12 protein-coding genes (1 of these 12 running past the window's edge) are annotated in these 20,690 nt (G+C 45.4%); 8 read left to right on the forward strand and 4 right to left on the reverse strand.

Going from position 1 to position 20,690, the window contains the following annotated elements; all coding sequences use genetic code 11:
- The 4 genes from WDV74_RS07840 to WDV74_RS07855 all read right to left on the reverse strand — a co-directional run.
- On the reverse strand, window positions 1-8,235 hold the start of the coding sequence (locus tag WDV74_RS07840; protein ID WP_338885390.1) for a non-ribosomal peptide synthase/polyketide synthase. It extends 14,532 nt beyond the left edge of the window; 8,235 of the gene's 22,767 nt are visible here — the first part of the coding sequence; it begins with the start codon at window positions 8,233-8,235; its stop codon lies off the left edge, out of view.
- 703 nt (window positions 8,236-8,938) lie between these two features.
- A complete protein-coding gene (gene cspA, locus WDV74_RS07845) occupies window positions 8,939-9,154 on the reverse strand; it encodes an RNA chaperone/antiterminator CspA (protein ID WP_074021785.1) in 216 nt (71 codons plus the stop codon).
- Between the two features lie 282 nt (window positions 9,155-9,436).
- Window positions 9,437-9,832 carry a structural protein gene (locus tag WDV74_RS07850; protein ID WP_338885392.1) on the reverse strand — a complete coding sequence of 132 codons (396 nt, stop codon included), beginning with the start codon at window positions 9,830-9,832 and terminating at the stop codon, window positions 9,437-9,439.
- Window positions 9,813-10,145 (reverse strand): phage holin, lambda family, encoded by a 333-nt coding sequence (locus WDV74_RS07855; RefSeq protein WP_338885394.1) that lies wholly within the window; start codon window positions 10,143-10,145, stop codon window positions 9,813-9,815. The genes WDV74_RS07850 and WDV74_RS07855 overlap by 20 nt, the downstream gene beginning before the upstream one ends.
- Before the next feature lie 393 nt (window positions 10,146-10,538).
- Here WDV74_RS07855 and adiA point away from each other — a divergent pair, with 393 nt between their 5' ends.
- The 8 genes from adiA to WDV74_RS07895 all read left to right on the forward strand — a co-directional run bounded on the left by adiA (window position 10,539) and on the right by WDV74_RS07895 (window position 20,383).
- Window positions 10,539-12,812, forward strand: a complete 2,274-nt coding sequence (gene adiA / locus WDV74_RS07860) for an arginine decarboxylase (RefSeq protein ID WP_338885395.1) — start codon at window positions 10,539-10,541, stop codon at window positions 12,810-12,812.
- 17 nt (window positions 12,813-12,829) lie between these two features.
- Window positions 12,830-14,173, forward strand: a complete 1,344-nt coding sequence (gene adiC / locus WDV74_RS07865) for an arginine/agmatine antiporter (RefSeq protein ID WP_338885397.1) — start codon at window positions 12,830-12,832, stop codon at window positions 14,171-14,173.
- 437 nt (window positions 14,174-14,610) lie between these two features.
- Entirely contained in the window at window positions 14,611-15,702 is a 1,092-nt protein-coding gene (locus tag WDV74_RS07870) for a PfkB family carbohydrate kinase (RefSeq protein WP_338885398.1), read from the forward strand.
- A complete protein-coding gene (locus tag WDV74_RS07875) occupies window positions 15,699-16,643 on the forward strand; it encodes a pseudouridine-5'-phosphate glycosidase (RefSeq protein WP_338885400.1) in 945 nt (314 codons plus the stop codon). The genes WDV74_RS07870 and WDV74_RS07875 overlap by 4 nt, the downstream gene beginning before the upstream one ends.
- A gap of 109 nt (window positions 16,644-16,752) precedes the next feature.
- A complete protein-coding gene (locus WDV74_RS07880; RefSeq protein ID WP_338885401.1) occupies window positions 16,753-18,009 on the forward strand; it encodes a NupC/NupG family nucleoside CNT transporter in 1,257 nt (418 codons plus the stop codon).
- Window positions 18,010-18,139: 130 nt separating this feature from the next.
- On the forward strand, window positions 18,140-18,568 hold the full coding sequence (locus WDV74_RS07885) for a universal stress protein (protein ID WP_338885402.1): 429 nt from the start codon (window positions 18,140-18,142) through the stop codon (window positions 18,566-18,568).
- Between the two features lie 90 nt (window positions 18,569-18,658).
- Window positions 18,659-19,096, forward strand: coding sequence for a universal stress protein (locus tag WDV74_RS07890; RefSeq protein WP_338885404.1), 438 nt, complete (start codon window positions 18,659-18,661; stop codon window positions 19,094-19,096).
- Window positions 19,097-19,408: 312 nt separating this feature from the next.
- A complete protein-coding gene (locus tag WDV74_RS07895; protein WP_338885405.1) occupies window positions 19,409-20,383 on the forward strand; it encodes an endonuclease in 975 nt (324 codons plus the stop codon).
- The last annotated feature ends 307 nt before the right edge of the window (window positions 20,384-20,690 follow it).

The following is a 20,690-nucleotide window of genomic DNA, read 5'->3' on the forward strand; positions in this document are numbered from 1 at the left end:
TTCAAGCATATAAACCAGTCGTTCAGTCGGGTAGCTTGGATCAAGTGGCACGTAAGCCCCGCCAGCCTTGAGAATAGCCAGCAAGCCAACCACCGTTTCCAGACTGCGTTCGGCACAGATGGCAATTCGATCGTCTGGACGTACACCCAGCGCAATCAGGTAATGGGCCAACTGATTGGCTCGGCGGTTAAGTTCGTCATAGCTCAGGCATTGCTCTGCAAACACGATGGCTATTGCATCGGGATGATGTTTCACCTGGGTTTCGAATAGCTGGTGGATCAAGGCATTTTGTGGAAAATCTGCTTGCGTGGCATTAAAGTCCACCAACAGTTGTTGCCGCTCTGACGCGGGTAAAATTGATAGCTCTTGGATTAATCGTCGTGGTTTGTGAGCCAAAGCGTCAACCAATCCACTGATAGCGGTCGCCAGATAAGTAATTATGCGCGTCGGATCAATACTTGCCACCGTTTGTGCGGTCAGGCGGAAACCGACGCCCATATCATCTACCGATAAGGTTATCGGATAGTTAGTCCGTTCCTCAATGGCAACGATACGCATATCTATTTGAGGTATTTCAATGACATTAGCTTCGTCGCCTTCGATAATTTGGCTGTGACGGTAATTGAGTAGCGTACTGAACAGGGGTATTGACTGTGCCACACCGCTACAACGTTGGGCCAGTGCTAATGGTGCTTGCTCGTGTTCCAGCAGTGTCGTTAAATTGTGATAGGTAAGCTGTACCAGCTCCTGCACGCTATGATCGGCTAGGGAAATTCGTATCGGCAAGGTATTGATAAACATCCCCAATATTCGGGAAGCGCCTGCACCTCCCTGTAATCGGCCTGATAATACGGAACCAAAGACCACATCATCGCGGCCGCTGGTTTGTGCCAGCACATGCGCCCAGGCGACATGAAACAGGACACCTGAACTGACTCCCAGACGGCGAGCTTGAGAACGTATCGCTTCCGCCAGAGCAGGATCGAGCGAGAGATGGGCTTCGACGTTCGGTTCATTATCATCCTGCATTGAGAGTACACCGAAGGGGGCTGTCGGTGCGTCGATATCCGCCAGTTGAGAACGGAAATAAGCTTCATGCTCAGTACCCGGCACACTTAAAGTCTGAGCGATAAAGTTGCGGTAGGGCAACGTTGCCGGCAGGGTATCAGCATAACCCCCTTGTATTTGGGCAATTTCGGCAAAAATCAGCTCAAGTGTCATATGGTCACTGACCAGATGATGGAAACGCAGAGAGAGCAACCATTCATCCTGTGCCGGATCATGGGCGATATCAGCAGCGAATAGCGGAGCACGGCTCAAATCGAGGCGATGCCGACGCGGGCTGGTATGCTCCTGTAGCTGGGACAGGACGTTATCTGCCGTGTCAGGAACGAAGGTATTGATATACAACGGTGCCTGGCGCCAGACTACCTGGACTGGCCTTATCAATCCTTGCCAGCAGGCCGCGGTGCGCAGGATATCGTGGCGGTCAATGACGTGTTGGAATGCGGACAGGAAGGTGTCAAGACGCTCACGAGTTTCAAAAGCAAGCAGGGTTTGTAACAGATAAGTGTCACCTTGTGTTTGGCGCAAGTGATGGAACAGAACCCCGTCTTGTAACGGTGCCAATGGATAAATATCCTGTATATTGCTGGCACCGCCAGGCGTTGCGGCAACGATGGCATCAATCTCGGTTTGGGACAATGAAACCAGTGGCAGCATATCAGGCGTAATGGCCGTGCAATCGGTAGGGATACGGTTAGGCGGCACCACGAACGTGTCGATATCACTTGTAATTGCCTGTGCCATCTCAGTCAGGACAGGTGCAGAGAACACACTGCGAACATCAAGCTGCCAGCCCAGGCTGTATAGCTGTTCGATCAGGCTGACAATCATCAATGAATGACCGCCAAGCTCAAAGAAATGGTCATGACGGCCGACTTGTTCCAATCCCAAGAGATCTTGCCAGATCTGCGCCAGAGCGATTTCTACCTCGCCATGTGGCGCTTCATAACCACGTGCGATCACTGAAAACGCATCAGGGGCGGGAAGGGCTTGACGGTCAAGTTTACCATTGGCAGTCAGCGGGAAAGTGTCAAGTACCACAAAGGCACTGGGTAGCATGTATTCAGCGAGGTATTGCGCAAGTTGTTGGCGCAGTTGTGCGGGAAGTAGCTCAACGCCGTTCTGAGGTCGCAAATAGGCGACGAGTCGTTTTTGTCCCCCCGTGTTTATCTCTTCGGCATTTCCATAAACAGTATCAGTATCTTCACGGGCAATCACTACTGCTTCTTGCACACCATAGCACTGCATCAATTGGGCTTCGATTTCGCCCAGTTCAATGCGGAAGCCACGTAGTTTAACCTGAAAATCATTGCGGCCGAGGTATTCGATATTGCCATCGGGCAACCAACGGCCGAGGTCGCCGGTTTTGTACATGCGGGCGTCGGGATCTGAGGAGAACGGATCAGTGAGAAAACGTTCTGCGGTCAGTTCAGGGCGATTCAGGTAACCACGGGCAACCCCAGCGCCGGCAATATGTATTTCCCCAATAACACCAAGTGGTACAGGCTGGGTATGTACATCCAAAATATAAATCTGGGTATTGGCAATTGGGCGACCAATATGGTTGGCAAAGCCGGTTGCCCGATTCATCCGCGTCCAGGTCGAATACGTCGTGGTTTCAGAAGGACCATACAGGTTGCACGCATTCTGTACGGCAGAGTGAGAAAATAAATGTTCAACAATGTGTGACTTTACTTTTTCTCCCGCTAAATTGACCGTCCGAATATCCATGGGTAGCGCATTGGTTTCCACCAGCTGAGCGATAGCCGATGGCACGGTGTTGATAAGGCTAAGTGATGGTTTTGGGTTGGTTGAACTTGTATTGACCAGTGACAGTATGTCAGTAACAAGGTGAACCGTACCACCAAGGAGCAGAGGGGCAAAGCATTCGTATACCGACAAATCAAAATTCAGGGAAGTAGCAAAAAGGGTGTGTGCCAACTCCTCCTGACTAAACGTCTGTTGTACCCAGGTCAGGAAATTCACAGTATTGCGGTGTTCGATTGCCACGCCTTTAGGCAAACCTGTAGAGCCTGACGTGTAGATCACATAGGCCAGATGGCGTGAGGTGAGTCCCAGTGCTTGTGCGTCGGGATTATAAACTGGCAGAAAAGGTTCTTGGTTGCTGAGGACGTTATCGAGTAAAACGGTGGGTATCGTACCAGGTAGCCTGTCAACAAGTTTTGTTTGGGTCAGTATTACTCGCGGCGCTGAGTCTGCAAGCATATACATCAGCCGTTCGGTTGGATAGGCCGGATCAAACGGCACATAGGCCCCACCCGCCTTAAGAATACCCAGTAAACCCACCATCATGTTCAGGTCGCGTTCAACACAAATTGCTACCCGATCATCCGGACGTACCCCTAAAGCTATAAGATGATGAGCCAGTCGATTAGCCTGGCGGTTCAATTCATCATAACTGAGTGTCTGAGCTTCACACACTATCGCTGTAGCCGTGGGGCTGTTGATCACCTGCGCTTCAAACAGTTGGTGGATCAGGGCGTCTTGCGGGAAGTCTGCTTGAGTGGTGTTAAAACTCACCAACAGTTGTTGTCGCTCTAAAGCTGACAATATCGGCAAAGTCGCAATGGCTTGGGTTGCGTCGGCTGCCATTGCTGCCAGTGCTCGTTGTAGATAGCCGACCATACGTTCAACAGTTTCGGCATCGAACAGATCAGAGGCATATTCCAGTCCGCCAACCAAACCAGAGTCGGTTTCAGTTAACAACAACATTAAATCGAAATGGGCGCTATGGGTCGCCAGCTCAACTCGGGAGATCTGCAAACTGGACAGTGTTTGGCCTTGAACCGGCGTATTATCTAAAGCCAGCATGACCTGAAAGATTGGGCTATGGCTCAGGTTACGTTCAGGTTGTAATATTTCCACCACCTGCTCGAAGGGCAGATCCTGATGAGCATAGGCGGTTAGCGCTCGCTCCCGAACCTGTGCCATCAGATCAGCCACACTGAGATCGTCATTGAATGTAACGCGTAAGGCCAGTGTATTGACGAAGAAACCAACCAACTCCTCAAGCTCACGGTGCGGGCGATTGGCGACAGGGGTGCCGATAACAATATCATCCTGACCACTAAGCCTGTTGAGTACAATACTCCAACCAGCCAGCAGAACCATAAATAAGGTACTGTTATGGCGTTGTCCGAGTTCCTTAAGTGAATTTAATACTGAGGCATCAAGGTGGAAAGGCACTTGTCTGCCGATATAAGTTTGTACTGCTGGGCGTGGCCGATCAGTGGGGAGTGATAATAACGCGGGCGCATTTTCAAGTTGCCGGAGCCAGAAGTTTCGCTGTGCAGTAAAACTTTCTCCTTGCAACCATTCACGCTGCCAGACGGCATAATCGGCGTACTGAATGGGAAGTTGCGGCAAAGGATCATTCTGGTCATTAAGGACAGCATGATAGAAAACACCCAGTTCGCGTATCAGCACCCCAATGGACCAGCCGTCAGCGATAATGTGGTGCAGGGTGAGCAGTAACACATGTTCCTTATCCGCCAGTTGCAGCAGTTGACCACGGATCAGGGGGCCTTGAGCAAAATCGAAAGGCGTTTGGGCTTCAAGGGTCGCGAGTTCAGTTACCCGCTCGATATGCAGAGCGGGATCGAGTTGGCGCAAGTCCTGACAGGACAGGGCAAAACCGATATCCGCCGGGGCGATTTGCTGGCTGGGTTGCCCTGCAACCAGCACGAAACGTGTCCGCAGACTTTCATGCCGAGCCATCAGACGATCAAGTGCGGTGGTTAGGGCGTGATGATTAAGTTGCCCCGTCAGGCGTAGTGCTACAGGAATATAATAGGCTTGACTCGCCGCCGGATCGAGCTGACCGAGGAACCATAACCGCTGTTGGGCAAAGGATAAAGGCAAGGGCTGGCTGCGATCAGCCAGTGGGATCACGGTTTGTGTGAGCGTGGCCGTATCCGTTAGCGTCTGGGCCTGCGCCAACAGGACGGGTTGGGCAAACAGGGTTTGTAACGGTAATTCCCGCGCCAGTCGCTGACGGATACGGGCGACAAGCTGGACGGCAAGCAGGGAATGCCCGCCCAGCTCAAAGAAATGATCATGGCGGCCAACCCGTTCCAGCCCCAGCAAGTCCTGCCAGATTTTAGCCAGTGCGGTTTCTGTGTCACCGACTGGCGCTTCATAGCGGCGCGTTGCCACGGCTGACGCATCCGGTGCAGGCAGGGCTTGACGGTTAAGTTTGCCATTGGGTGTGAGTGGGAAAGTTTCCAGTATCACAAAAGCACTGGGTAACATATAGTCGGCCAGGTGTCGGGCGAGTTGCTGACGCAGTTCAGCCGGCATGAGTTTAGCGCCCGCCAGCGGCCGCAGATAGGCCACCAGCCGTTTCTCGCCAGGTTCATCTTCGCGGGCAATCACCACGGCTTCGCGCACCCCGTGACACTGCATCAGCTGTGTTTCGATTTCCCCCAGTTCAATACGGAATCCCCGCAGTTTGACCTGAAAATCATTGCGGCCAAGATATTCGATATTGCCATCAGGCCGCCAGCGGCCGAGGTCGCCGGTTTTGTACATGCGGTCATTGGGATTTGGGGAAAACGGGTCAACAAGGAAACGTTCAGCGGTCAGTTCCGGCCGGTTTCGATATCCACGGGCCACCCCAGCGCCGGCGATATAAATTTCTCCGGTCACGCCCAAAGGTACGGGCTGGCCGCTGCCATCAAGGATATAAATACGGTTGTTGGCAATCGGGCGACCGATGGGGGGCAGTGTTGGCCATGGCGCCATCGCCTTATCCAATGAATATGCCGTGACAACGTGGCTTTCTGTCGGGCCATAGTGATTATGTAACCGGCAATCAGCCCGTTGCAGGAAGCGCGCAATGGCCGGTGTAATACGCAATTGCTCGCCGGCGGTGATGATATGCGCCAGGCAGGAAAAATCCTCTTCACTGTCACTGGCGGCTTCAGCCAGATGCTGGAGCGCAATATAGGGCAGAAAAACGCGGTCAATCTGTTGTTGCTGAATCAGCCGGAGGAGCTGTTGCGGCGCCCGCCGTTGGGTTTCATTAACCAGAACCAGACAGCCGCCTTCACTCAGGGTGGTAAAGATTTCCTGAAAAGCGACATCAAATCCCAGCGCGGCAAATTGCAGGGTTTTGCCCGTGCCGGCGGGGTGTGAGTGCCATTGCAGTAAGTTTGACAAAGCGGCCAGCGGCATTTCTACGCCTTTGGGTAATCCGGTGGAGCCAGACGTGTAGATAACATAGGCCAGATGGTGGGGTGTCAGCCCCATATTCTGCGTGTCAGGATTGTCAGTCGGTTGTTCTGCGAGAGACATTGCCGGCGCATCAAGCAGCAGGGTGAGATAACCGGTGTCTGTACTGTTCAGGGTGTTAGCTAACGAGCCCTGGGTCAGCAGAACCACGGGCGCCGCATCGTTGAGCATATAGGTTAGCCGTTCAGTCGGGTAGGCTGGATCGAGCGGGACATAGGCGCCGCCAGCTTTAAGAATAGCCAGTAAGCCGACCACCATATCCAGACTGCGCTCGACACAAATCGCCACGCGCTTGTCTGGACGGACGCCCCGCGCAATCAAATAATGGGCCAACTGATTAGCGCGCCGGTTCAGTTCGCCATAACTCATCGTTTGTTCTTCAAATACCACGGCGGGCGCATTGGGCTGTTGCGCGGCCAGTGCTTCAAACGGGGGATGGATTAAGGTCTCTGGCGGGAAATCCATCTGTGTGGCATTGAAATCTGCCAGCAATTGTTGCTCTTCTGGCGGTAATAGAGGTAAGCGTCGGATCGGGGTTTGCGGGGACGTCAGGGCGGCTTCAATTAACACCATAAGACGGGAGTGGAGTGCTGTTACTTCAGCACGACTCAGGTAATTGGGGGAAAAATTAAACTCAAGTGTGACCGGTTTCTGGGCATCTTCACTGTTAGCAAATGCATATTGGTGGACAGCGATAACAAGCGGGAACGGTGCACCACGTTGTACTTGGCAGTATTTGAGTGTGGCGTCGGGTATATCGGCATTCACATCTATCCACTCAAATGACAGCATGATATCGAATAACTGGGTACGTCCGGTCTGCTGTTGGATTTGTATAAGCCGATTGATTTCTGCGACTGGCAAACGCTGACGTTTGTAGCAACGACGCAATTCCGTTGCAGTTTTGTCCATCACATCAAGAAAAGTATCATGGGGCGAAACCGTGATACCAACCGGGATCACCGACGAAAACATTCCTACCGTGCGTTTTTGTTTGTTGTTCTTACGGTTATGTACGGGAATACCAATAACAATATCTTCATCTTCGGGATGGTTTGTCAGCGAGTAAGCCGTGCGTGAAAAATAGCAGGCCAGCGCGGCATACATAAAATGCAGGACAGATAATCCGTGTGCAGCGACAGTTTCTTCGATTCGCTGGAAGAGCGTTTTATCCAGTGGACAAATTAGCGGTTCGGCATGTTCGTTATCTGTTGTTTTCTCTAAATTTGAAGGTTGAATTAAAGCAGGCGGTAAGTTTTTATAACGCTCTGACCAGAATTGCTGGTCTTGTCGATAGCGCGGTGAGTTTAAATAGGCATCATCCTCATTAATAAAGTCAAGATAAGAGGGCGCCGTTTCAGTAAATTCTTCTTCCCTGCTTAACCTGGTATACGTGTTGGCTATTTCTTCGGGAATAAGCCCTAACGTGTTCCCATCTCCGATGAGATGATGACAGCAGAAATGCCAGTACCAACGATGATCACTCACCCGTAACAGGGCAAAACGCCAGAGTTCACTGTTTAAATCGAACGGTCGCATGAAGGCAGTACGGATATATTGTTTAGCCTGCTCTTCGGCGTTTTCATGATCTGAGAAATCGTGGATTGTCACGGATACAGGCAAGGTATTAGTAAGCGCTTGCAGCGGTAATTCCTGCGTTTTAATGAGTCGTAAACGCAATGCATCATGACGATAAACAACGGTTTCAACAGCGCGTACTAACAGCGCGTCATCCAACTTTCCTTCAACCAGAATTACTGAACCCAAGTTATAGCAGGTGCTATGAGGACGGAAGAGCTGGTCGAGCCAGACAACTTGCTGGGGAGAACTGAGTGGGAATTTGTAAGAGGGAGATGCAGAAGCATTCTCTAATGAAAGTTGGTTCTCGTTGTTAATATTATTGCATGACATAGGCATTGCTTAACTCCTGCTCGCAAGACTGGTTAGCTTGGTTGATGAATTAAAAATGATTTGTGTGGCATTACTCCACACTGGAGATGAAGAACTAACTCTTTATGAGCAGGTACTTTATTTTTTAAATTTCAGTTATAAAAGGGACTTAGACCATCTATTTTTGATAGTGGTTTTTAAAAATTCTGATAGTGTACTTGTGTGGAGCGTTTTTGGGCGGGGCTTAACAGAACACTCATGGCGCTCTAGGAGGCTATCACATACTGGCCCTTAAGAATTAAGTTCTTAAAAACCGCTATATAATGTTTTGTTCTTACATAATCTATGGCGGGCATTTCTGACATATACCAATCGTCTTTCAAGATGCGTCTTATATCTCCGCGTAGCGGGGAGATATAAACAATCATATTGATTTGCAAGCTGCAATTTGAAATTGGATTGGCATAAATATCTCTTCGTTAGAAGGAGGATTAACTGGCACGGGAACACTGTGGGAGCAGGAGATTTTAGTAGTTCAGGAAATTAAGATTAAGCTTTCAACGGATAGAACGCTTAAGTTTTATTGATAATGAAGTCAAAGAGGGATGTTTCAGAAACCGGCTCGGCTTTATCCATACCGGCAACTGAAAATATTCTGACATCCCGTCACTCTGCCCACTCAAGCCAGAGGCCGTCTTCGTTGTCGCAGAGGAGGGATTCAGGGAAGATTTTACGCTGTAGGCACAACGTTTACTGCTGCTGGGCCTTTAGCACCGTTCTCGATGGAGAACTCGACCTTCTGGCCTTCGAACAGAGTGCGGTAGTCGTTACTCTGAATAGCGGAGAAGTGTACGAACACGTCTTTGCTGCCATCGGTAGGGGAGATAAAACCAAAACCTTTATCCGCATTAAACCATTTTACTAAACCAGTCATTTTATTAGACATGTGATATTTCCTTTGATTGAGCCTTGTTAGGTGAATATGGCTTGTTTTACAGAAACTACTTAGCGCTTAATGGAGAAACTCAAAAAGAAGGGGATATCTGGGATAACGCCTGAGGATGAGAACTGCTTTAATAAACTGCTTTGTATGAGGTCTGTCTTTCAAACCGACCTGGCTATTAACGCATGATCCCGAATATTAAGCAAGTTATATTTTTGCTACCTGGTCGCTAAAATTGCGGATGACGGGGGATAAAATCACCGCCTGTAGGCGGTGATTAAGAACTCATAACAATTCAAATGCTTGCTTAATGATCTCATCGGAATAAGGCTGTTGGCCGTTCTCCATTTGAATGACAGCTTTAACCAGTCGGCTCATCATGGCGACGTTTTCTACATCGACCACCGCACTGCTGGCTATGCCAACTGATTGACATACATAAGCGATATAGCTCTCAGTGTCATTTTCATTTGGTGGCGCCCAGCGGGAAATAAACTGGCGAATAGTATTGTCTCCGTATTTGCGTTCGTAGTTGCGCAGAATTTTTAGCATTGCCCGTATACCATATTCCGGCGCCACAAATTGGCAAAATGATTTGTCTGTCTGGATATCACGTAAACCCTGCCATTTGTCACCATGACGGATATTGCCGGGGTTGTGGTTACGAATTCCTCTTGTCATTGTGATCTCCTAAGCGTTTATTGATGGCACGAATAGCAAACTCGCGTATTTTCTCTACGCCAATAAAACCAACAGTACCACCGAGTGCAGGTGAAATACTGTTGGGAATACCAAATAGTTCCAGTCCACTGGAAAATCCCCACGATAGCGCTCCACATAATAGCGGCTCAACCCAGCGATTTTTTCGCTCTACACCATCATAAATAAGTCGGCCATAACAAATCATGATGGCCAAAATAGAGCCAGAAATTTGTGGCCAAGCGTTTCTTAGACCGTTTAATAAATCGGCCCATAAGTCAGGATGTTCTTTCATTATTGTCCCCATAATTTAGTGATGGGCATCATTAGCATTGACTTAATGATATCCCGTACCTTTCCATGGTAACGCGGGTAAAGAAAATCCACAGGGTTACGCTATTGTGCTCTGGCTCTGACTAAATCCATAAACGCCAAGTTTGAGAGATGGACAAAAACAAATGGATTGCACAAATTCAAATAGACACTATATTAATCAGTGTGATTTTTAATAATAAAATTATATTTTAACAAATAGTTTATTTATACAATTATATTGTTGATAACTTTTACTGTGACATATTTAGCATCGTTAAATTTTCTTGATCGTATCAATTATTCGATGGTCATTGCTAAGTAACTCTGAATTTATCCTGTCAGTTCAAGTAGAGATAGAGTAAGGAATCATGTCATGAAAGTATTGATAGCAGAAAACGAAGTGGGTACAAGATATCATAGTCACTATGTGGGAAATGCTGTGCATAGGTTGGCTGATAAATTAATTGAAAAAGACGTGGCTGTTGTTATTGCTGAGTCTTTTGATGATAGCTATACAATAATTTCAGCCAATGAACCGTTCGATTGTGTAATGATAAGCTGCGCACTCATAGATGATGATTTATATCTTCAAATACAGAAACTACTCAATAAATTATTTGAACGACAGGAAAATGTTCCAGTCTTTTTGTTGAGTGATCGGGAAAAAGCGGTATTTTTGCTAAATCATGAATTACTGGAACAGTTAACTGAATTTGCCTGGATATTGGAAGATTCTGCGGATTTTATTGCGGGTCGTGCTATTGCCGCTATGCAGCGTTATCGCCAACAATTATTTCCGCCTTTAATGTCAGCATTAATGAAATATAGCCGAACTTATGAATATTCCTGGGCGGCACCTGGACATCAAGGGGGAGTCGGCTTTAATAAAACACCGGTTGGCCGCTTTTATCATGACTATTATGGGGAAAACCTCTTCCGTACTGATATGGGAATTGAACGCGCTTCATTGGGTTCGCTATTAGATCATTCCGGTGCATTTGGTGAAAGTGAAAGAAACGCAGCCAGAGTATTTGGCGCAGATCATTCTTATTCTGTCGTGGTGGGAACGTCAGGCTCTAATCGCACGATTATGCAGGCTTGTATGACCGAAGATGATGTGGTCATCATCGATCGGAATTGCCATAAATCCATTGAGCAGGGGCTGATACTGACCGGCGCTAAACCGGTTTATATGCTGCCGAGCCGTAACCGCTATGGCATCATCGGGCCTATTTATCCACAAGAAATGCAGGCCAAAACATTACAGAAAAAACTGAAACAAAATCCACTGACTCAGGATATAGCGAGCCAGAAACCCGTTTATAGCGTAGTGACAAACTGTACCTATGATGGTGTCTGTTATAACGCCAAACATGTACAGGCGTTATTGGATAAAAGCGTCGATAGAATCCATTTTGATGAAGCATGGTATGGTTATGCGCGGTTTAACCCGATTTATCATGATCATTTTGCCATGCGCGGCGATCCGAAAGACCACTCAGGGCCGACAGTCTTTGCTACCCATTCATCTCATAAGTTGTTGAATGCGCTCTCCCAGGCTTCTTTTATCCATGTACGGGACGGACGCAATCCGGTGGATTTTTCACGGTTTAATCAAGCCTACATGATGCATGCAACAACTTCTCCTCTGTATGCGATTTGCGCTTCAAACGATATCGCGGTTGCAATGATGGATGGCAATAGCGGCTATTCCTTGACTCAGGAGGTCATTGAGGAAGCCATTGATTTTCGTCAGGCATTAGCGCGTTTAAATCGAGATTTCAATAAGAAGGGGGACTGGTTCTTTAAGCCCTGGAATCAGGAAAAAGTGACCGATCCTGCCACCGGTAAGAAAATGGCTTTTGAGGATGCGCCCAAGGAATTACTGGCGAAAGAACAAAGTTGTTGGGCCATGCGTCCGGGGGACAGTTGGCACGGATTTGAAGATTTACCGGATAACTGGAGTATGCTTGATCCGATTAAAGTCAGCATATTGGCTCCAGGCATGGGAGAAAACGGTAAGTTGAAAAAACAGGGCGTGCCAGCCGCATTGGTTACCGCATGGTTAAGCCAGCACGGTATCGTACCAACCCGTACTACGGATTTCCAAATTATGTTCCTGTTTTCAATGGGGATCACCAAAGGAAAATGGGGAACATTGCTTAACACCTTACTCTCTTTCAAACACCACTATGATGCCAACACGCCTTTAAGTAAGGTTTTGCCAGATTTGGTAGATCAGTACCCAGAAGTGTATGAGCAATTAGGATTGAAAGAGTTAGGCGATAAAATGTTCGATTATTTGCGGCAGAATAATCCGGGTGAAAAACTAAATCGGGCATATGCTGGTCTGCCTAAAATGGAAATGACGCCGCGAGCTGCTTACCAGGCCATCGTGACCAATAATGTGGAAATGGTGGCATTGGATGATTTACCCCATCGCATTGCGGCGAACTCTATCATCCCATATCCACCGGGTATTCCCATGCTGCTTTCAGGCGAAAACTTTGGTGATAAAACCAGTCCCCAAATTGGATATTTACACGCATTACAAAAGTGGGATCACGAATTTCCGGGTTTTGAGCATGAAACGGAAGGCACAGAGATTATCAACGGCATTTATCACGTCATGTGTATAAAAAAGTGAAAACGGGAAGATAAATTATGGCTATTGTTTCAGAGGCAAATGTTTCAGAGGCAAAAAAAGTCGGATTGATCCCCGTTACTCTGATGGTTGCGGGTAACATCATGGGATCGGGTGTTTTTCTTTTGCCTGCCAGCCTGGCATCAACAGGCGGTATTGCGATCCTTGGCTGGTTGGTGACTATCATTGGTGCTGTGGGGTTATCAATCGTCTATGCGAAAGTTTCCTCACTGGATGATAGCCCGGGGGGATCTTATGCTTATGCACGACGGGCTTTTGGTCCTTTTTTAGGCTATCAGACCAATATTTTATATTGGCTGGCGTGTTGGATCGGCAATATCGCCATGGTTGTGATTGGCGTTGGTTACCTGAGCTATTTTTTCCCTATCCTGAAAGATCCCATTATTTTAACCATCACTTGTACAGTCATATTGTGGATATTTGTCATTTTGAACATTATCGGGCCGCATGTTATTACCCGAGTGCAAGCGGTAGCGACAACCTTAGCATTGATTCCGATTGTCGCAACCGCCGTATTGGGGTGGTTCTGGTTCAACGGCAAGACCTATATGGACGCGTGGAACGTCAGTGGGTTAAATACCTTTGGCGCGATTCAGAGTATTTTAAACGTCACATTATGGTCTTTTATTGGTGTTGAAAGTGCTTCTGTTGCGGCTGGCGTGGTTAAAAATCCCAAGCGTAACGTGCCGATTGCGACTATTGGTGGTGTGCTGATTGCGGCTGTCTGTTATGTGCTGTCTAGCAGCGTGATTATGGGCATGATCCCCAACGCGGCGTTGAAAATTTCATCTTCACCATTTGGCGATGCCGCTCGATTGGCGTTGGGAGATACCGCGGGAGCCGTAGTTGCCTTTTGTGCAGCGGCAGGCTGTTTAGGATCATTGGGTGGCTGGACATTGCTTGCAGGGCAAACAGCCAAAGCTGCCGCAGATGATGGGCTGTTTCCCTCAATCTTTGCCAAAGTGAACAAAGCAGGAACGCCAGTTGCGGGGTTGTTGATATTGGGTGTTTTAATGACGATTTTCCAACTCAGCAGTATTTCGCCAAATGCAGCGAGAGAATTTGGGTTGGTTTCGTCTGTCTCCGTGATTTTTACCTTGATACCTTACCTGTATACCTGTGCAGCTTTGCTGTTAATTGGTCATGGTCATCTTGGGCAAGAGAAAACGCGATATATCACTATTACGTTTATTGCCTTCGTTTATTGCGTCTGGGCAGTTTTGGGAACCGGAGCCAAAGAAGTGGTATGGACGCTAGTTGTCATGATGGTCATAACAGCAATGTATACCTTTAACTACAATACGAAACATCCTGTTCCTTTTCCGTTAGATAAAAAAGATTAATTTCGATTTTGGGTGTCACTATTTTGGTGCTGTTATTTCAGCACCTTTTTTTTATGCTGATTTTCTTAACCAATAAGGTTTGTGAGATAAATCATCATTGGATGTAACAAGCCATTCTCTAATTGTCTAAAAATTAAGAATAATAGAAAAACAAACAGATGTTGGTTTAATTTTGCGTTTTATGCATCTGATTGTTTTTACAGTTATTATCACAATATAAAACATTATATGTTCGATTAATTGGTACAAAATCCTTTCCTTGAGTAAACTTTCATTATTAATGTTGTTATTTCTGTCACATTTATCGTGAGTAAATGCTTTTTCATATGGCTTACGATCACTTTCTCACAATGACAATAAACTATATAAATAAACTTTACTGTCACGCAACGATGAAATAAAAAGCTGTCATGTTCAAACATGAGTAAGGACATGATATGGCAAATCGAGAAAAACAGATATTACAGATTATTAGGCGAGACCCTTTTATTCAGCAGCAGGAAATCGCCGACATTCTTGGAATTAGCCGTTCATGTGTCGCGGGGCATATTATGAATCTGACTAAAAAAGGGAATGTTAAAGGAAAAGGGTATATCCTTTCAGAAAATTGTTATGCTGTAACGGTCGGTGCCGCTAACATGGATGTTACCAGTTACGTATTTTCTGAATTAATCTATGAAGATTCTAACCCAGGGAAAAATAAATCTACGGCAGGTGGGGTAGGGCGAAATATTGCGCATAACATTGCTTTATTAGGCAAAGAAAGTTATCTAATTTCTGTTATTGGTGATGATATTTATGGAGAAACATTATTTGAACAAACAAAATTATCGGGTGTTTATACAGATTATCTTCATCAATTGCCCGGTGAAAATACATCGACCTACCATTCATTGATAGATGAGCGAGGTGAAATGCGGGTTGCTGTTAATGATATGGATATATTGGAACAACTTACGCCTGCCTTATTATCTCAATCTCAGTCTTTAATTAAAAACGCGGGTGTATTGATCATTGACTGTAATTTAACACAAGATGCATTAGAGTGGTTATTCAATCACGCAGAAAATATTCCGATCTTTGTTGATACCGTATCGACATTTAAAGCGAACAAAATCCGTCATTGGTTATCTTACATCCATACCTTAAAACCCAATCGGCTTGAAGCTGAAATACTGAGTGGAATAAAAATTACGACATTGGCTGATGCTATTGATGCGGCTGCCTGGTTTCATCAGCAAGGTGTTCAGCGACTCGCCTTGAGTATGGGAACAGAAGGGGTGTATTACAGTGAAATTGGCGGTGTTGCTGGGTGTTCGCCAGCCATTCCCATCAATATTGTCAATGCCAATGGGGCGGGTGATGCCATGATGGCTGGCCTTGCATATTGTTGGTTGGAAGGGATGGCATTAGAAGAGAGCATCCGTTTTTCACAAGGCTGTTCTGCGCTGACTTTATCTTCAGAATTGACTAATTACCCAAATTTATCCTGTAGTAGAGTAAAAAAACTGTTGGAATTAACATCATGAATAAGAATGTTGCATTAAATGAGTATTTAGATATTGCTCCAGAGGTGATTCACGCATTGGCAGAGAATCGTCCTGTCGTTGCGTTGGAATCGACAATTATTTCTCACGGTATGCCTTATCCACGAAATAGGGAAACCGCTTTAAAAGTTGAACAGTGTATTCGGGAAAATGGTGCAGTTCCGGCAACTATCGCGATTATTGAGGGAAGAATAAAAGTTGGGTTATCCCATGATGAAATTGAATTCTTGGCGAAAGAAAGGCATCTGGTTAGCAAAGTTAGCCGTCGTGATTTACCTTTTGTTATTGCGGCGGGCAAACATGGTGCAACGACGGTGGCTTCAACTATGATTATTGCACAAATGGCAGGTATTGCTGTGTTTGCCACAGGAGGTATTGGTGGTGTTCATCGCGGTGCTGAACGTTCCTTTGATATTTCGGCTGATTTACAAGAATTGGCTATGACCAATGTTGCCGTTGTATGCGCTGGTGCTAAATCCATTCTTGATTTAGGGTTAACGGTGGAATATCTGGAAACTCATGGCGTGCCTCTGGTGGGTTACCAGACAGAAAAACTACCCGCCTTCTTCTGTCGTAGCAGTCAATTTCCTGTCAGTGTAAGGCTTGATGATCCTCAACAAATAGCCCAAGCCATGAAAATAAAATGGCATTCAGGGCTGAATGGTGGAATTGTGATCGCCAATCCGATTCCTGAGCCATTTGCTATGCCGGAAGAACGGATCAATAGTGCAATTGAACAGGCGGTTCATGAAGCAGAAAACCAGGGTATTTTGGGTAAAGAAAGTACGCCTTTCCTGCTGGCGAGAGTTACAGAAATCACCGGTGGAGAAAGTTTACAGGCGAATATTGAATTGGTTTTCAATAATGCTAGGTTAGCAGCTAAAATTGCTGTTGCTTATCAAGAGATAAATAAAACACAATAAATTCCATCCAAATTTTTATCCAAAATTATAATAAAATAAATGCCAGCCTGAAAAAACTTAGCAATATATTCGTTCTTTTTTGGGTTGGCTAAAAAATAGGAATGTAATCATGGATATTTTACGCAGCTTATTGGGTGTGGTGATATTGCTTTCTATCGGTTATATATTCTCAGTCAATAAAAAAAGAATCAACTTACCTACAGTAGGGGCTGCATTATTTCTCCAAATAGCGCTTGGGGCGATTATGCTTTATATCCCTGCTGGGAAATGGTTGATTAATAATGTGGCTAATGGCGTCAATGCCGTTATTTCTTACAGTTCAGCAGGAGGTTCATTTATCTTTGGCAGTTTAGTTGGCCCTAAAATGAATGAGTTGTTTGACGGTGCAGGGTTTATTTTTGCATTTCAAGTTTTGCCAGCAATAATTTTTATTACTTCACTAATATCGATCCTCTATTATCTTGGTATCATGAAATGGATTATTAATATCTTGGGATATGCGTTCCAGAAAGCGATGAGAATTAGCAAAATAGAAGCTTTTGCCGCAGTAACAACAATATTCCTTGGGCAAAATGAACTACCGGCCGTTTTAAGACCCTTTGTTAACAAAATGAATCGCAATGAGCTTTTCACAGTGATGTGCAGCGGCATGGCATCAATTGCTGGTTCGATGCTGGTTGGATATGCCGGATTAGGTGTCCCGATAGAATATCTTCTGGCTGCATCATTGATGGCGATCCCAGGTGGTATTTTATTTGCTCGTTTACTCAGCCCTGCGATAGAGCCTTCACAAGTCCAATTTGAACACATTTCATTTAGTGAAAAACGGCCTGCCAGCATTATCGAAGCCGCCGCGGGTGGTGCTATGTTGGGACTAAAGATCGCGGTTGGCGTAGCAACGGTGGTCATGACTTTTGTTGCCCTGATAGCATTAATTAATGGCCTTATTGGTGGTTTTGGTGAGATGTTGGGCTGGCAAGGTATAAGTTTGGAGAAGCTGTTTGGTTATCTTTTTTCACCATTAGCCTACATTATGGGCGTTAACTGGGAACATGCGGATTTAGCTGGGAGTTTGATTGGGCAGAAGCTGGCAATCAACGAATTTGTGGCTTATGTGAACTTCTCTTCCTATTTAAACGATCCGATAGTGGTTTTGGATGCTAAAACTATTGCTGTTATCTCATTTGCTCTTTGTGGTTTTGCCAACTTTGGTTCGATTGCCGTTGTGGTCGGGGCATTTATCTCAGTCGTCCCTGAACGAACATCAGATATCGCACGGCTTGGTGTTAGAGCATTACTGGCAGCGACTTTATCTAACCTTATGAGCGCAACGATTGCAGGGATGTTTATGAGTTTATCTGGCTAATCCCTATCCATGAATCTGAATAGGGGCTAACATGTTTTAGGTGTTAGATAACTCACAGTAAGTTTTCCACATTTCAATATACTAAAAGAAATCAGGATAACTTGGTATTTCGGTAAGTAGGAGCGTGCGTATGTACAAAACTCTTTTAGTGCCAGTAGATATTTCCGAAGAAGATCTAACTAACAAGGCAGTTGACTGCGCTCTTAAAATCGCCAGGGAAACGGGAGCCAAATTACATTTTTTACATGTATTACCCATTTCATCGGCGATTATTAATGCTTATGCACTAGGCTATATGGAAATTAAGGACAAGGCGACTATCAAGGCAGAACAGGACTTGAAAAAGCTGGTTGATTCCATTGAATTACCAACTCGTCAGATCTCCTATTCGATTGCATTTGGTTCACCAAGAGACGAAATTACAGCTACAGCGGATGAAATTGGTGCTGATTTGATTGTTATCGGTTCAAGGCGACCTAATATCACGACTCACCTGTTGGGTTCCAACTCTGCTGGAGTTGTCCGATATGCAAAAACATCTGTATTAGTAGTGCGATGATTATTGATGGAAATAATAACTTATTGATTTTACTGCTTTTAGATGATGGCCGATAGCTGGTGGTTATATCCGATTACAGGGGGAGTATGTATGTATAACACGATTTTAGTTCCAATTGATATTGCGGAAGATATATTAACTGATAATGCAATCAAACATGCTGAATATTTAGCAAAAATATCTAATGCAAAGATTCATCTTTTTCACTCTGTGCCAGATATTTCCCGATTTTCCGTGAATTATAGTTACCACTATGATTTATTGAGTGCTTTTGCTAAAAAAGCAATAGCAAACTCTGAAGAGGAACTGAAAAAAGTCGTGGAACGAATTGATGTACCTAAAGATAGGGTGTCATTCTCTGTTGCCTTCGGCTCTCCACGAGATAAGGTGTTGTCTACAGCGCGTGAGATTGATGCAGATTTGATTATTGTCGGCTCTCGTCGGCCTGATATCTCAACTCACTTACTGGGTTCCAATGCATCGGGCATTGTAGGACATGCCAATATCTCTGTTTTGGTAGTGAGATAACCGATTGTCTATTATCCATAAAACCGTGCCTGAACATAGCACGGTTATTTTTTAGTCACTTAAATTATATACCAATCTCACTTCAGGATGCGTGTGATTTCTCCCCGCGAAGCGGGGAGAAATCAGGTTTCATAGAGTGTTGTAAATGCAACTTGAAGTTCAATGCGTATATTACTATTAATTAGTTCAAATAATGCATTAACGTTTTCTTGGTTGTTAAAGATAAATCGACGAATAATATTTGTCATTTTAGGGCGTTATCAGGCAGGATAATAGAGGGATGTTATGCACAATCAGTAAACAGGTATTATTTTGAATAGTAAAATTGGTCAGTTGGCACGTTATCTTTTAGTTTTTGGATTAACCCTCTCTTTTCATGCATGGAGTGCACCGACCAGCTTCGAACAAGCTAAAGTTGAATCAAGAAAAAATGTTTATAGCGGACAAACAAAGTCAGGTATAGGCACACTGTATTGTGGATGTGATTGGCAATGGGTTGGCAAAAGTGGTGGACGTGTTGATCTGGCTTCTTGCGGTTATCATGTTAGATCACAGCAAACAAGGGCGGCACGTATTGAATGGGAACATATGGTGCCAGCCTGGGTATTTGGGCATCAGCGTCAATGTTGGCAAAATGGTGGTCGGAAAAATTGCGTTGAAACCGATCCTGTATTTCGCATGATGGAATCAGACATGCATAATCTGGCTCCATCAATCGGTGAAGTTAACGGTGATCGCAGTAATTTTGGTTACGGAATGCTCGCCAGAAACACACCGAATATGTATGGTTCATGTAGCAGTAAGGTGGATTTTAAATCACATTTGTTTGAACCACGCAATAGAGTAAAAGGGATGGTTGCCAGAGTCTATTTCTATATGCATGACCGCTATAATTTGACTATGTCACGCCAACAGCAACAGTTGATGATGGCGTGGGATCGCCAGTATCCAGTAGATGCCTGGGAGCGTGAAAGAGATAACCGAATTGCCAAGATTATGGGGCACCATAACCCCTTTGTGACTGGTAGCAAAAAGTGGGAATTGGGGCAGAGCCGTGCGTCAAAGCAAAATAATTTGTATGCAGGGAATAGCCAGATATCAACCCAAAGGGCGCCATCAAAGATAGCGCAAAATGAGATAATTAAAGGGAATAAAAATAGCCAGATTTATCATTTTTCATACTGCTCTGGCTATAAAACGGTAGCAGATAAAAACGCAATTTACTTCCACTCAGAAGCCGAAGCCAAAAAAGCAGGATATCGCTTGGCAGGTAATTGTAAAAAGTAGCTGTTAATGCATTGCGAATAAAAAATCAAACAACATTTCAGTAAAATTTAACCTTTGAGCTTGTCATAAAGAAAAAACTGTCATTATACTGACATCATAGTCCGTTACATTACACCAAAGAAACGGAAAGATGCGAGGAATGCTAATGACAGATACTGAAACTGCATTCTCGGTTAGGAGCCGACGCTTAAGTTCATGTCACTGATAAAAAGTGAGATCTTAACGTCGGTTTTTTTATTGGTCTTTAATGAGCTTAAAAGGGAGCTCCTATCTATAACATCGATGTTAAGACACCGCAAAGTGAAAC

This window comes from Xenorhabdus sp. TH1, from assembly GCF_037260955.1.
In the GTDB taxonomy this organism is placed as follows: domain Bacteria; phylum Pseudomonadota; class Gammaproteobacteria; order Enterobacterales; family Enterobacteriaceae; genus Xenorhabdus; species Xenorhabdus griffiniae.

Coding starts and splice junctions, on each gene's coding strand:
- cspA (WP_074021785.1), bottom strand. CDS start 9,154: ATGTCTAATAAAATGACTGGTTTAGTAAAATGGTTTAATGCGGATAAA.
- adiA (WP_338885395.1), top strand. CDS start 10,539: ATGAAAGTATTGATAGCAGAAAACGAAGTGGGTACAAGATATCATAGT.
- WDV74_RS07885 (WP_338885402.1), top strand. CDS start 18,140: ATGTACAAAACTCTTTTAGTGCCAGTAGATATTTCCGAAGAAGATCTA.
- WDV74_RS07890 (WP_338885404.1), top strand. CDS start 18,659: ATGTATAACACGATTTTAGTTCCAATTGATATTGCGGAAGATATATTA.
- WDV74_RS07875 (WP_338885400.1), top strand. CDS start 15,699: ATGAATAAGAATGTTGCATTAAATGAGTATTTAGATATTGCTCCAGAG.
- adiC (WP_338885397.1), top strand. CDS start 12,830: ATGGCTATTGTTTCAGAGGCAAATGTTTCAGAGGCAAAAAAAGTCGGA.
- WDV74_RS07870 (WP_338885398.1), top strand. CDS start 14,611: ATGGCAAATCGAGAAAAACAGATATTACAGATTATTAGGCGAGACCCT.
- WDV74_RS07855 (WP_338885394.1), bottom strand. CDS start 10,145: ATGAAAGAACATCCTGACTTATGGGCCGATTTATTAAACGGTCTAAGA.
- WDV74_RS07880 (WP_338885401.1), top strand. CDS start 16,753: ATGGATATTTTACGCAGCTTATTGGGTGTGGTGATATTGCTTTCTATC.
- WDV74_RS07850 (WP_338885392.1), bottom strand. CDS start 9,832: ATGACAAGAGGAATTCGTAACCACAACCCCGGCAATATCCGTCATGGT.